This is a genomic window from Streptomyces sp. NPDC093111, from assembly GCF_040683955.1.
Classification (GTDB): domain Bacteria; phylum Actinomycetota; class Actinomycetes; order Streptomycetales; family Streptomycetaceae; genus Streptomyces.
On record NZ_JBFBNW010000041.1, the window covers coordinates 21,123 to 33,239 of the forward strand.

The 12,117-nt window shown below is 70.2% G+C and carries 16 protein-coding genes and 1 pseudogene; 15 read left to right on the forward strand and 2 right to left on the reverse strand.

The window, feature by feature from the left end; all coding sequences use genetic code 11:
- The first annotated feature begins 28 nt into the window (after positions 1-28).
- The 15 genes from AB0Q96_RS38800 to AB0Q96_RS38870 all read left to right on the forward strand — a co-directional run bounded on the left by AB0Q96_RS38800 (position 29) and on the right by AB0Q96_RS38870 (position 11,550).
- On the forward strand, positions 29-367 hold the full coding sequence (locus AB0Q96_RS38800; RefSeq protein ID WP_365334045.1) for a hypothetical protein: 339 nt from the start codon (positions 29-31) through the stop codon (positions 365-367).
- Position 368: 1 nt separating this feature from the next.
- Positions 369-800 carry a phage tail tube protein gene (locus AB0Q96_RS38805; RefSeq protein ID WP_365334047.1) on the forward strand — a complete coding sequence of 144 codons (432 nt, stop codon included), beginning with the start codon at positions 369-371 and terminating at the stop codon, positions 798-800.
- Between the two features lie 17 nt (positions 801-817).
- On the forward strand, positions 818-1,231 hold the full coding sequence (locus AB0Q96_RS38810; RefSeq protein WP_365334049.1) for a hypothetical protein: 414 nt from the start codon (positions 818-820) through the stop codon (positions 1,229-1,231).
- 32 nt (positions 1,232-1,263) lie between these two features.
- Positions 1,264-1,563 (forward strand): hypothetical protein, encoded by a 300-nt coding sequence (locus AB0Q96_RS38815; RefSeq protein WP_365334051.1) that lies wholly within the window; start codon positions 1,264-1,266, stop codon positions 1,561-1,563.
- A complete protein-coding gene (locus tag AB0Q96_RS38820) occupies positions 1,560-3,530 on the forward strand; it encodes a phage tail tape measure protein (RefSeq protein ID WP_365334053.1) in 1,971 nt (656 codons plus the stop codon). The genes AB0Q96_RS38815 and AB0Q96_RS38820 overlap by 4 nt, the downstream gene beginning before the upstream one ends.
- A gap of 2 nt (positions 3,531-3,532) precedes the next feature.
- Positions 3,533-6,310 carry a hypothetical protein gene (locus AB0Q96_RS38825; protein WP_365334055.1) on the forward strand — a complete coding sequence of 926 codons (2,778 nt, stop codon included), beginning with the start codon at positions 3,533-3,535 and terminating at the stop codon, positions 6,308-6,310.
- An 8-nt stretch (positions 6,311-6,318) separates the two neighbouring features.
- On the forward strand, positions 6,319-6,825 hold the full coding sequence (locus AB0Q96_RS38830; RefSeq protein ID WP_365334057.1) for a hypothetical protein: 507 nt from the start codon (positions 6,319-6,321) through the stop codon (positions 6,823-6,825).
- Between the two features lie 71 nt (positions 6,826-6,896).
- Positions 6,897-7,805, forward strand: coding sequence for a peptidoglycan-binding protein (locus tag AB0Q96_RS38835; RefSeq protein WP_365334059.1), 909 nt, complete (start codon positions 6,897-6,899; stop codon positions 7,803-7,805).
- 11 nt (positions 7,806-7,816) lie between these two features.
- Positions 7,817-8,179, forward strand: coding sequence for a hypothetical protein (locus AB0Q96_RS38840; RefSeq protein WP_365334061.1), 363 nt, complete (start codon positions 7,817-7,819; stop codon positions 8,177-8,179).
- Positions 8,176-8,430 carry a hypothetical protein gene (locus tag AB0Q96_RS38845; RefSeq protein WP_365334062.1) on the forward strand — a complete coding sequence of 85 codons (255 nt, stop codon included), beginning with the start codon at positions 8,176-8,178 and terminating at the stop codon, positions 8,428-8,430. Before AB0Q96_RS38840 ends, AB0Q96_RS38845 begins: the two co-directional genes overlap by 4 nt.
- A gap of 53 nt (positions 8,431-8,483) precedes the next feature.
- Entirely contained in the window at positions 8,484-8,792 is a 309-nt protein-coding gene (locus AB0Q96_RS38850) for a hypothetical protein (protein ID WP_365334064.1), read from the forward strand.
- Positions 8,793-8,909: 117 nt separating this feature from the next.
- The gene (locus AB0Q96_RS38855; RefSeq protein WP_365334066.1) at positions 8,910-10,133 is read left to right on the forward strand and encodes a helix-turn-helix transcriptional regulator; all 1,224 of its coding nucleotides are present in this window, start codon (positions 8,910-8,912) and stop codon (positions 10,131-10,133) included.
- Between the two features lie 119 nt (positions 10,134-10,252).
- On the forward strand, positions 10,253-10,714 hold the full coding sequence (locus tag AB0Q96_RS38860; protein WP_365334068.1) for a hypothetical protein: 462 nt from the start codon (positions 10,253-10,255) through the stop codon (positions 10,712-10,714).
- 209 nt (positions 10,715-10,923) lie between these two features.
- Positions 10,924-11,046: a hypothetical protein gene (locus tag AB0Q96_RS38865; RefSeq protein WP_365334070.1), complete on the forward strand. Its 123-nt coding sequence runs from the start codon at positions 10,924-10,926 to the stop codon at positions 11,044-11,046.
- 69 nt (positions 11,047-11,115) lie between these two features.
- A complete protein-coding gene (locus AB0Q96_RS38870) occupies positions 11,116-11,550 on the forward strand; it encodes a hypothetical protein (protein ID WP_365334072.1) in 435 nt (144 codons plus the stop codon).
- Between the two features lie 47 nt (positions 11,551-11,597).
- On the opposite strand, the gene AB0Q96_RS38875 is transcribed toward AB0Q96_RS38870, so the two are convergent.
- Complete coding sequence (locus AB0Q96_RS38875; RefSeq protein ID WP_365334074.1) at positions 11,598-11,837, reverse strand: helix-turn-helix transcriptional regulator; 240 nt, start codon at positions 11,835-11,837, stop codon at positions 11,598-11,600.
- Between the two features lie 96 nt (positions 11,838-11,933).
- Positions 11,934-12,117, reverse strand: a pseudogene (locus tag AB0Q96_RS38880) (hypothetical protein); the annotation flags it as partial.

Genomic DNA, 12,117 nt, shown 5'->3' on the forward strand with positions numbered 1-12,117 from the left:
ACCCCTGCGCAGAAACGGAGGCGCCCCCGTGGCAGCCCTGAACGCCATCCGCATCACCACCGTCGGTGGCGTCGCCGACCTGGCAGCAGCCGCTGTAGCCGCGGCCGGCGGCGGCGACACCGCGCCCGTCGGCCCGAACTACTTCCTGTACGTGACCAACGGCGACGCCAGCCCGCACACGGTCACCCTCGCCACCCCGGGCACGGTCGACGGGCACGCGATCGCCGACGCCACCCTCGTCGTCGCCGCGGGCAAGTCCGGTCTCATCCCGCTCACCAATCTGTTCCGCGGCGCCACCGGCCGCGCCGCCATCACCTACGACGGAGTCACGGCCGTGAAGGTCGCCGTCTTCACCCTGGGAGCCTGACATGGCAGGTAAGGACGCGCTCGGCACACAGTTCCTGCGCGACACGACGGGCGCCGGCGCCTACGGAGTGATCGCCCAGGTCTCCGACATCTCCGGCCCGTCCCGCAAGCGGGAGGCCATCGAGGTCACCGCGCACGACTCCCCCAACAAGTACCGGGAGTTCATCAAGGGCCTCAAAGACGGCGGCGAGGTCCAGATCACCATCAACTACGACCCCGGCAACTCCACGCACTCCGCGCTCGACGGGGACTTCGAGGAGGACGACCTGCGTAACTACCAGGTCATCATCCTGCCGGACGACCCCGACGAACACACCTGGAGCTTCTCCGCGATGATCACCGACCTCGGCGACGCGTACCCCATCGACGACAAGATGGAGCGCAGCGTGACGTTCAAGATCTCCGGCAAGCCCACCCTCACCCCGACCGGCTGATCAGGAGACGACGCACCATGAGCTCACTGAAGGACCTCATCCGCAACGCGGACGACATCAAGACCGAGGACAACGTCTCGATCCCCGAGTGGGCCCCGGGCGTGATGTTCCAGGTGTGCGGCCTGCCGTCGGACGACTGGGAGACCTACCAGAACAGGTCGTCCACCATGACCCGACGGGACTCCGCCAAGGGGGTGGAGATGACGGTCAAGTCGAACAAGGCCTGGATCGTCGCCCGATGCCTGCGCGAGCAGGAGACCGGCGAACTCGTCTTCCCCGACGTCCGCGAGGGCGTCGCGATCCTGTCCAAGCGCTCCGCCGGCATCGTCAACGGCCTGTTCAACCTCTGCCGTCACCTGTCCGACGACGACAAGGACTTCACGCAGAAGGTCGCGGCGGCCGAGGCGGATTTCGGCGACGGCCAGAGCTGAGGCTGCAGTACGACCTGGCCGCCGCTTTCCGCATGACCCCGGCCGAGGTCCTGGAGCGCTTCCGTGAGGACGAGCTCATCCGCCTCGTCGCCTACCAGAACCTCTACGGGCCCATCGGGCCGGCGCGCATGGACGTCGTGGCCGCCCGGCTCGGGATGGACATCGCCGCCCCGCACATGAAGAAGGGGCAGCGCCCCACGCTCAAGGACCACATCGTCCAGTGGAGTAGGTCCGCCCGGCCCCGCAAGACCGGCCAGGAGCTCCTTGCCGCGGTGCGCGGCATTCAGGCCGGGTTCGACCGGCCCGGCCGAACAGAGGGGAGGTCGCGATGACCGTGCTGGACGAGATCCTTGTCCGTATCGGCATGGACTCCTCGGGTGTCGATGAGGGCGTCGATGAGGCCACCGGCCGCCTGGATGGTCTGGCCGGCCCGGCCGCCGTCGCGGGTGTCGCCGCGGGAACTGCGCTCGCAGTGGGCTTTGCCGGGGCCATGGACATCACCGAGGCGCGGGGCCAACTTCAGAAGAGCCTCGACCTGACCAGCGAGGAGGCCGAGCGCGCCGGCGGCATCGCAGGTGAGGTGTTCTCCGCGGGGTTCGGCGATTCCCTCAGTGACGTGAGCGACAGCCTCGCGAGCGTCACCAGCGCCATGGGCAAGCTGGGCGACTTCACCGACGCCGAGCTTGAAGACATGACCAAGGGCGCCATGGCGCTCGGCAAGACGTTCGAGGTCGATATCGGCGAGGCCTCGACCGCCGCGGGGACCCTGATCCACGCAGGCCTCGTGAAGGACGGCACCGAGGCGTTCGACGTCCTCACCAAGGCCGCCCAGACCCTGCCCAAGAGCATGGTGGCCGACCTGCCCGCGATCGTCACCGAGTACGGGCAACACTTCAAGCGCATCGGCCTGGACGCCGCGACCAGCTTCGGCATGATGAGCCAGTTCGTGAAGGCCGGCGGCCGGGACATCGACCAGGCCGCCGACGTCCTGCACGAGTTCGCCCGCATCACCAGCGAGGAGACCGACCGGGCCAAGGCCGGGTTCCAGGCCCTGGGCCTGGACGGCACGAAGATGCTGGCCGACATCGGCAAGGGCGGCAAGCCTGCGGCCGACGCCCTGCAGCTCACCCTCGACAAGCTCCGTGGCGTCGAGGACCCGGCCAAGCGCGCGCAGCTCGGTGTCGCCCTGTTCGGCGACATGGCCGGCGAGGCGGCCGACGCGCTCCTCGCCATGAACCCCGAGACCGCCAAAGCGGCCTCCGGGATGGACCAGGCGGCCGGGGCGTCCAAGAAGCTGACCGAGTCCATGGAGAAGGACCCCGCCCAGCAGATGGACGCCGCCATGCGGACCCTGCAGATGACGCTCGGCGAGGCCCTGCTGCCGATCGTGCTCAAGGCCTCGGAGCTGTTCAACGAGCACAAGGAGATCATCAAGACGCTCGCGCCGATCATCCTTGGCCTGGTCGTCGCCCTCGGCATCATGGCCGCCGTGATCTGGCTCGTGAACCTGGCCATGCTCGCCAACCCGATCACGTGGATCATCCTCGGCATCGTCGCCCTCATCGCGATCATCGTGCTCCTGATCGCCAAGTGGGACTGGGTCAAAGCCCAGTTGGAGATCCTGTGGGACTGGATCAGCGCCAAGGCCAAGGAGATCTGGGACCCGATCGCCGCGTACTTCAGCGGCCTGTGGGACGACATCACCGAGTCCTTCACCCAGGGCATGGACTGGATCAAGGGCCTGTTCGAGAACTTCCACCCGCTCGACTGGATCAGCGCCAACTGGGACAAGCTCACCGGCTGGCTCGACCGGCAGTGGGACTCCCTGTACGAGACCGTGCGCGATGCCATCCACTCCATCGGCGGCCTGTTCGGCGGCATGTGGGACGGCATCACCGGCGGCCTGAAGAAGGCCCTCAACGGGGCGATCTACCTCATCAACGGGGCCATCGAGGGCATCAACTACCTGATCTACGGGGCCAACAAGGTTCCCGGGGTGAACATCCCGTACATCCCGTTCATCCCCTACCTGGCCGAGGGCGGGATTACGACCGGCCCCACCCTCGCCATGATCGGCGAGGGCCGCGAGCAGGAGGCCGTCCTGCCGCTGTCCAAGCTGGAGGCCCTGATCAGCACGCCCGCGGCGATGGCCGCCCCGTCCACGGGCAAGGTCCAGCCGGTCCAGGTCTTCATCACCCCGTCGGTCAACCCCGGCGGATTCCAGGACGCGTTCCAGTACGAGGTGCGCACCCGGGCCGGCTCATCGGTCGCCCGCTACGCAGGAGAGGAGGACACGTAGCCATGGTGTCCCTGCCGCCCCCCGACCGGCTGGAGCTGTTCTACGACGGGCAGTGGCACGACCGCACCGGTGACCTGCGCGTCACCCAGGACGTGACCATGTCGCGTGGCCTGACCGCCGAGGGATCCCGCGCGGCCCCCTCGGCGGCCGACATGCTCCTCGACAACCGCCACGGCGACTACAGCAAGCGCGACCCGAACAGCGCGCTGTACGGGAAGATCGGCCCCAACACACCGCTGCGCTACAGCGTCGAGGCCGGGCACCCCTACCTGCTGCTGCCCGGAGACACCACATCCGCGCTCACCACGCCCGATCACGCCTCGCTCGACGTCACCGACCTCGACCTCCGCCTGGAGGTCGCCCTGGACGACTACACCGTCAACCAGGAGCTCGCCGCGCGGTTCGAGGCCGCGGGAAACCAGCGCCATTTCACCTTCCGGCTGATCAACTCCGGGCAGATGTGGTTCGAGTGGTACCCCGACGGGACCTCGGGCAGCCAGAAGAGCGCGGGCAGCCTGCCGCGGGTGCCCGCCAACCCGGGCCAGCGCATCGCCCTGCGCGTCGTCCTGGACGTCAACGACGGCGCCGGCGGACACCTCGTCTCGTTCTACTGGGCGCCGACGATCAACGCGACCAGGTGGCACCTGCTCGACACCGACACCGGAGGCGCCGGCACCACCGTCCTGCCCACCGGCACCGCGGGCCTGCAGCTCGGCACGAACGTGGGCATCATCGGCAACGGGGCCGCCGGCCGCATCTACGCAATGCAGCTGTGGGACGGCGCCACGGGCACCCGCAAGGTCGACCTCGACCTGTCCACGGCCGAGGCCGGGGACACCAGCCTCACCGACGGCGGCGGCCGGATGTGGACTCTCACCGGAGCCGCAACCCTGGCCAACCGCCACGTCCGCCTCGCCGCCGAGGTCCCCGCCTGGCCCCCGCAGCAAGACCTCACCGGCGCCGACCAGACCGTGCCGATCACCCCGGCCGGGATCACCCGCCGCCTCGACGCCGGGAACAAGCCGCTCGACTCGGCGATCCGCCGCTACCTGCAGGCCAGCGGCGCCGTGGAGTGCTGGCCCCTCACCGACGGCACCGAGGCCACCTGGGGCGCCTCGCTGCGGTCCGGGCGGCCCATGACCGTCTACCGCGACGGCGACGCCCCCCAATGGGGCAAAGGCGCCCTCGCGGACTGGATCGAGCCAACCGTCCTGTGCCCGCCGGGGACCGCAGGGACCCTCGTCGGGCACGTGCCCGACCTCGCGGCCACGGGCGGCTGGTCGGTCGACCTGTGCCGCGCCGACAAGGGCATCCTGCTCTACTGGCTGATCTACGACCGGGGCGCCGGCACCGACGCCGACAACCAGATCTCCTACTCGATCCTCATGCAAGCGCCCCTCAACCAGATCATCATCACGAGGAACGCGTCCGGCGCCACCTCCTCCTCGACCGCGCTCCTCGTCACGATCACCAACGCCGGGATCTTCGACAACAAGCCGCACCACCTGCGCTTCAAGGTCGACACCACCACGCCCGGAACGACCCCGTGGTCCCTGTGGATCGACGGCGTCCTCGCGGGCAGCGGCACGGACACGATCACCCCCAAGCCGGTCCAGCGCGTCGAGGCCGACTGGCAACAGATCGACACCACCCTGCGCGACCCGATGGCGCTCGGGTACGTCACCTACTGGGGCCCGGCCGCGCCCGGCGCCGCCGAGGTCTTCGAGGCGCTCACCGGCTGGCCCGGTGAGACCGCCGGCGCGCGGTTCCTGCGCGTGTGCGCCGAGGCCGGCGTGCCTGCCTACCTGATCGGCGACGACGACGAGCAGGTGCGCCTCGGGACGCAGCGGGCCGCGAAGTTCCTTGACGTGCTGCAGGCCGGCGCCGACGCCGACCTCGGCTACGTCCTGGAGCACCGCGCCGAGCGGGCCCTGGTCTACCGCGGCCACGACTCCCTCTACAACCAGGACCCGGCGCTCACCCTGGACTTCAGCCAGGGCGTGATCTCCCAGCCGTTCCGGCCGCTCGACGACGACAAACTGGCCCGCAACGACATCACCGTGCAGCGCCGCGGCGGGTCGTTCGGGTTCGCCGTCCTGGAGGACGGGCCGCTGTCCGTGCAGGACCCGCCGGACGGGATCGGCCGCTACGACGTCGCCCACACCCTCTCGCTGGCGGACGACGACCAGCCCGCCCACCAGGCCAGCTGGCGCCTGCACATGGGCACCTACAACGGCCTGCGCTACACCAAGATCACCCTCAACATGGGCAACCCCCGCGTGTGGGCGATGGCCCGGGACATCTACCTCGCCGACGTCGGCGACAAGATCCGGCTCACGAACCTGCCCGCCTCCCACGGCCCCGATGATGTGGACCTGCTCATCCTCGGCTACGCCGAGACCGTCGGCGAGGAGCGCTGGACGATCACGTTCACGTGCGCCCCGGGCGCCCCCTGGGACGTCGCCGTCCTCGGCGACCGGGACCGAGGCCGGTCCAACACCTCCGGCTGCACCCTCGGCGGCGGCGGGGTGAGCGCGAGCGCCACCACGCTCACGCTCGTCACCGCGGCCGGCGCCTCCCGCTGGATCGACTCCGCCACCTACCCGTCCAGCTTCCCGTTCGACGTCGTCATGGGCGGCGAGCGCATCCGGATCACCGCGATCACCGGCACCACCCTTACCCAGACCGCCAACGCCGTCCGGTCCCAGAACGGCGTCATCAAGGCGCACGCGGCCGGGACCCCGGTCCGGCTCGCCCGGCCCGCCATCATCGCCCTGTAGGAGGTGCCATGCCCTACCCCGAGCTGCTCTCAGGGCAAGAGATCACGCCCGAGCTCCTGGCCGCGATCATGCCGCTGGAGGCCCGGAAGCTCGCCGACGAGCAGCGCACGAACGCGACCCTGGCCGCGGACGCCGTCCTGTCCGTGCCGGTGGCCGCGCAGGCCGCCTACAGGGTGACCAGCTACATCATCTACAGCCAGAACCTCGCCGCGTCCGCGACGAGCGGCATCACGATCGGGTGGACGGCCCCGGCCGGCGCGACGCTGCAATGGACCTCCGGCGGCACCAGCGGCACGACCGCCACGACCACCCAGGACGTCACCGTTCAGAACCTCGCCGCCACCCGCGGCCTGCCGTCGAACCTCGGCACGAGAATGAGTGCGATTCCTTTCGGCACCCTCGTCACGGGTGTCACGGCCGGCACGTTCTCCCTGCGCTGGGCGCAGGTGGCCGTCAACGCGATCCCCACGTTCGTCCATGCGGACTCCTGGATCAGCCTGCGCCGCGTCGCCTGACGCTCCTCCCCTTCTCCGCTCAGCCCCGCGCCGACCCGGCCCGGGGCTTCTCTCATCTCTGGAGGCCCCTCATGGCCGCGCCACTGCCCGCGGACCGGCTGCTCGCCGCGTTCCGCGCCGAAGGCGTCACCGTCGTCGAACACGACGGCTGGCGCACCCACAACCGCAACGGACACGGCGACTGGGGCCCCGTGGTCGGCGTGATGATCCACCACACCGTCAGCAGCGGCACCGCCAACTCGGTCCGCATCTGTAACGACGGCTACACCGGCCTGCCCGGACCGCTGTGCCACGGCGTGATCGCCAAGGACGGCGTCGTCCACCTGCTGTCGGCTGGCCGCGCCAACCACGCGGGCGGCGGCGACCCCTCCGTGCTGCAGGCCGTGACCAGCGAGACGTACGGCGCCCGGCCGCCGGTCCCGCGCGAGCACCAGGGCAGCGCCGGCGCTGTCGACGGCAACGCTCGCTTCTACGGCTTCGAGTGCATCAACCTCGGCAACGGCACCGACCCGTGGCCGCCCGCCCAGCTCGACGCCATCGAGCGGGTCTCGGCGGCCCTGTGCCGGGCCCACGGCTGGGGCGCCAAGTCCGTGATCGGCCACTCCGAGTGGTCCGACTGGAAGAACGACCCCCGCGGCTTCGCCATGCCCGGCATGCGCGACCGGATCCAACACCGCCTCGGCCAGGACCCGGCCAAGCCCAAGCCCCCCGCCAAGCCCAAGCCCCCTGCCTACGAGCCGTTCCCCGGCACCGCCTTCTTCAAGGGCGCGCCGAGCTCACCGATCATCACCGCGATGGGCCGCCGCCTGATCGCCGAGGGCTGCGGCCGCTACCGGGTCGGCCCCGGCCCGCGCTGGTCCGAGGCCGACCGCCAGTCGTATGCCGCCTGGCAGCGGAAGCTGGGTTTCTCCGGCACCGACGCCGACGGCTGGCCCGGCCGCGCCTCCTGGAACGCCCTCAAGATCCCCAAGATCAAGTGAACGGAGCCCCCATGAACAACCTCTTCGCCAGCGTGCTGCGTACTGCCGTCCCGCTCACCGCCGGCTGGATCCTCACCGTCACCGGCGCCCTCGGCATCGAGACCGACTCGAAGGCCGTCACCGGCGGCGTCACCGCCGCCGTCACCCTCGCCTACTACGTGCTGTTCCGGCTCGCCGAGCTCGCGGCCGACCGCATCGGCTGGGAACCCGCCCGCCTCATCGCGGGCCTGGCCCTCGGGTGGGCCCGGCCGCCGGAGTACCAGGCCCCGACCGGCACGCTCCCGGTCCGCATCCACTTCGACAAGGAAGCGCTGCGGGCCGACATCGGCGACGCCCTGCGAGGGGCAGCCCAGGACGCGGACGACCGCCCGTGACCCCAACCGAGTCCACCCACGTGGCCGTAGAGCTGGAGAAGCTACGCGGCTCCCTTGAGGCCGGGTTCGCCCGCGTCGACGGCTCCCTCGCCCTCCTGGTCCAGCGCAACGACCAGACCGACAAGCAGCTCGCCGACCACGAACAGCGCCTCGACGCCCTGGAGCGCGCCCGCTGGCCACTCCCCTCCATCGCCGCCATCACCGGCCTCGCCGCCCTCGGGATCACCCTGTACGAGCTCGCCGTCAGCTGACCGGCTTCGCCGTTCGGCCCCCACCACGCTCTGAGGCACGGCACGATGCGGAGATGAGCGCCGACACCGACCACCTGCACCCTGCCCTCGCCACGATCCGAGAGTGCGACATGGGCGAGTACCGATCGACCCCCGGTGAGACCAACCGGCTTCCCGAACACGCGCTCAACGTGTTCTCGGTCGACGGCACGGAACTAGTTGACCTGACCTGTGCCGGAGCCATGCCGGTGCCCGCAGTCGGCGACGTCATCGGCCTACACGAAGCAGAGGCGCGAGTCGTCAGCGTCAGCACTCGGTACACCCGCTCCAACGGCCGCGTCAACGTCTACACTCACGTGGTCGTCGAGGCAGACGAGCCCTAACCCTCGCTGAACCACGATGCCCCCTCCGCCCGACGGCGGAGGGGGCATTCGTCGTTTCCCCGACGCATTCGGGGAGTACGTTCTGAGTGTCGAGGTCAGAACGCGAACGGAGCCAGTATGCCCGAGCAGCCCAGCCCCGCACCCACGCCCGAGACATTCGCCAAGCGCGCCCGCCGCGCCCGCGACCGCGCCGGCCTGACCCGCCCCGTCGCCGGCGGCCTGGTCGGCCGGTCCGCCGAGTGGGTCAAGGGCATCGAGAACGGCACGATCGGAATGCCCCGCCTGCCCATGCTCATTCGTCTCGCCGCCATGTACGAGTGCGACATTGCCGACCTCACCGGAGACGACCGCATCGCCGCCGCCTCGTACACGAAGTCCGCCCACGCCGACCTACCGGCCATCAAGCGGGCCCTGACTACCTACCAGCTCACCCCGACCGCCACCGAGCCCGAGCCCGCCACCGTCCTCACCGCCCGTGTACGGCAGGCCTGGCGACTGTGGCACGGCACCGGAGACCACCGGTCCCGCGTCGCCGCCCTGCTGCCGAACCTGCTGACGGACACCCAGCACTCTGCCCGCGTGCTTGAGGGCGACGAGCGGCGGCGTGCCCTCGTCGCGCTGGGCCAGACCTACCACCTGGCCCAGCTGTTCCTCTCGTTCCAGCCCGCGCCAGACCTGATCATGCTCACTGGCGACCGGTCGATGACCGCGGCGCAGGACGCGGACAGTCCCCGCGCGATCGCCGGCGCCGCCTGGTACATGAACCACGTCTACCGCGACGCGAACGAGGCCGCCGAGGCGCGCGTCGAGCTCGCCGAGCAGGCCGCCGCGCTGCTCCGCCAGGACGACGAGGAGGACCTGGCCCGCTGGGGGCTGCTGCAACTCGCCGTCGCCCTCTCCTTCGCGAAGATCGGCCGCGAGGGGCAGGCCTGGCGCTACTGGGACCGCGCGAACGACGCCGCCCGCCGCCTCGGCCCCCAGTACGCCCACCCCTGGCTGATCTTCGGGCAGGGCATCGTCGACGCCTACGCCCTCACCATGCACAACGACCTCATGCAGCCGGGCAAGGCACTTGAGGTAGCGTCCGCGCTCGACCTCGACGCCGTCCCGTCGGCGACGCGTCGGAGTTTCCACCTGGTCGAGACCGCCCGCGCGCACGGCATGCAGGACGAGGGCGTCGCCGCTGTCGCGCTGCTGCAAAAGGCACACGGGGAGTCGCCGGAGACCGTCCGGTACAACATGCACACCAGGATGGTCCTGCCGGAGCTCGCGAAGACCGGGCCGCGCATGGTCCGGGCCGACGCCCGCAACCTCGCCCAACAGCTCGGCGTAGCCGTGTGATCACGTAGGGGGTAGAAACCCTACCTGCCACCAAGGGGGCAGGAACCCTACCCCCCGTCAGATCGCCTCGCCCCTAACGTCGTAGACACCTCAGGTCACCACGACGGTAGGGAGCGAGCATGGACGAGCAGCCCCACGACAGGTCGGCCGAGACTCTGGTCTCTGTCGACCTCGGCGCCGCACTCGACGAAGCGGCCGACATCACCGAGGCCCACATCGAGGAGGAGGCCGAACGGCACATCGGCTACGCCCTCCGCCTGCAGCGCCACTGCCCGGATGACGTGGCCCTCGCCCACCTCACGGACTCGCTGATCTCGTACTGCTCCTCGCTCGCGCAGGGCGTCTCGATGATCCCGGCCGTCGAGCGCCCCTCGCGCGGTACCGCCGCGGTGGAGACCTGGACCCAGCTGGTCAAGGCCGGTCCCGACACCGGCCCGCTCGCCAACTGGAGTTACGCCCGGCAACTCGGCCTGATCGGGCGCGACTTGCTCCAGACCCTGCAGTACCACCGGCGCGCGGACCGGCACGCTGCGTTCATCGGCCGCACGGAGCTGCCGCCGGTAGCCGTGGACCGGCCGTGACCCCGGCATGGCGGCAGGCCGCCTACTGCGCCGTCCTGGTCGGCATTCTCGCCGTCATCGTCGTCGGCATCACCCCTTGAGCTCCCGAGCCCGGAGGCGGCTATCTGCCCCGGGCCCGGAGGCGGGCAGCTCATGCACCTCACGCCCGCGCACAGCCCCTGTCCACCCGGACAGGTCATGCACCACCCATCGAGAGAAGGGCACGGCACATGGCACAGGACATCACCCGCTGGACGGTCATCGCGGGCAACGAGGAGAACAGCCAGGGCGAGACCGGCTCGGGTAGCGACGGGCAGGAAGGCAACCCCTCGCAGGGCTGCGGCGACAACTAGCAAGGTGCGATGACCGCCGGCTCCGCTCTGGCAGGATCAGGGCGGAGCCGGCTACCTGAGGAGCGAGGAATGGCGCGAGACATCGCTGGCGAGGGACGGGTCACGATCTTCCGTCTACTGCACAACTGGCCGGACAACATTTCCGGAGTCGTCGCGTACACAACCACCGGACATTTCGGCGACACCGCCGTCATGGGCTACATCCCCATCCCGGAGGTCCCGGACGTGTCCCTGCTGAACGTGGCAGCACGACACCTTCCGCTGGCCGCCGGTCAGGAGGCCCACGCCGCCTGGGTCCTGTGCACAGGCTGGAGCTCCCGGACCGTGATGAAGCCCGGAACGCTGGACATCCCCGAGGCCAAGTGGGAGTTGGAGATCGACACCACAACTGCCCCGAAGGAGACGATCTACGGCCACAGCAGGCTGCTCGTAGGTCGGTTCTCCATGCCGGACGACACCCTCATGAACGCCGCCCGCGCGCTGCTCCCCGCGCTCGCTGGCTGACTGGACCGCCCCGGCCGGGTTTCCCGCTCCCCCGCGGCCGGCCGGGGCTACATCACGAGCTGCGCGAGGGGGACACCGAGCGCGCGGGCGATGAGCAGCAGGTCCCCGTACCGGGCATCGGTGTCCCCTGCCTCGATGCGCTGGAGCGTGCGGCGGTCGACGGTGGACATCTCGGCAAGTCCCTCCTGGGTCAGGTCCGAGTGCAGCCGGCGCCCGCGGATGCGGGCGCCGAGCTGTCGACGTTCTTGATGTACCCATTCGGGTAGTTCGCGCGGCACGCGCCCCACGCTGAGCAAGTCAAGATCATTTGTCAGCGTCAGGGCTGACGCATTTTGTGATCTTCATGGCCGCAGGTTGCCCCAGCCGCCCGGAAGCGGCCTGTGCTACGGCAGTTGGCGCTCTGCGCTCACGGCCCACCACACCATGAGTCGCAGGTTCGTGGGCAGCCCGAGGGTCTTCCTCAGGACCGACAGCTGTCGGTTCACCTCTCGCTCGCTCACGTCAGCCCGCTCCGCCACCTTCGCCTGCGAGTCGGCGGTCTCCATGGCCCGAAGGATCGTTCGCTGG

What these genes read in the sequence shown, in the direction of transcription:
- AB0Q96_RS38835 (WP_365334059.1), top strand. Translation starts at nt 6,897, where the DNA reads ATGGCCGCGCCACTGCCCGCGGACCGGCTGCTCGCCGCGTTCCGCGCC.
- AB0Q96_RS38825 (WP_365334055.1), top strand. Translation starts at nt 3,533, where the DNA reads ATGGTGTCCCTGCCGCCCCCCGACCGGCTGGAGCTGTTCTACGACGGG.
- AB0Q96_RS38860 (WP_365334068.1), top strand. Translation starts at nt 10,253, where the DNA reads ATGGACGAGCAGCCCCACGACAGGTCGGCCGAGACTCTGGTCTCTGTC.
- AB0Q96_RS38810 (WP_365334049.1), top strand. Translation starts at nt 818, where the DNA reads ATGAGCTCACTGAAGGACCTCATCCGCAACGCGGACGACATCAAGACC.
- AB0Q96_RS38830 (WP_365334057.1), top strand. Translation starts at nt 6,319, where the DNA reads ATGCCCTACCCCGAGCTGCTCTCAGGGCAAGAGATCACGCCCGAGCTC.
- AB0Q96_RS38870 (WP_365334072.1), top strand. Translation starts at nt 11,116, where the DNA reads ATGGCGCGAGACATCGCTGGCGAGGGACGGGTCACGATCTTCCGTCTA.
- AB0Q96_RS38865 (WP_365334070.1), top strand. Translation starts at nt 10,924, where the DNA reads ATGGCACAGGACATCACCCGCTGGACGGTCATCGCGGGCAACGAGGAG.
- AB0Q96_RS38805 (WP_365334047.1), top strand. Translation starts at nt 369, where the DNA reads ATGGCAGGTAAGGACGCGCTCGGCACACAGTTCCTGCGCGACACGACG.
- AB0Q96_RS38850 (WP_365334064.1), top strand. Translation starts at nt 8,484, where the DNA reads ATGAGCGCCGACACCGACCACCTGCACCCTGCCCTCGCCACGATCCGA.
- AB0Q96_RS38840 (WP_365334061.1), top strand. Translation starts at nt 7,817, where the DNA reads ATGAACAACCTCTTCGCCAGCGTGCTGCGTACTGCCGTCCCGCTCACC.
- AB0Q96_RS38820 (WP_365334053.1), top strand. Translation starts at nt 1,560, where the DNA reads ATGACCGTGCTGGACGAGATCCTTGTCCGTATCGGCATGGACTCCTCG.
- AB0Q96_RS38855 (WP_365334066.1), top strand. Translation starts at nt 8,910, where the DNA reads ATGCCCGAGCAGCCCAGCCCCGCACCCACGCCCGAGACATTCGCCAAG.
- AB0Q96_RS38815 (WP_365334051.1), top strand. Translation starts at nt 1,264, where the DNA reads ATGACCCCGGCCGAGGTCCTGGAGCGCTTCCGTGAGGACGAGCTCATC.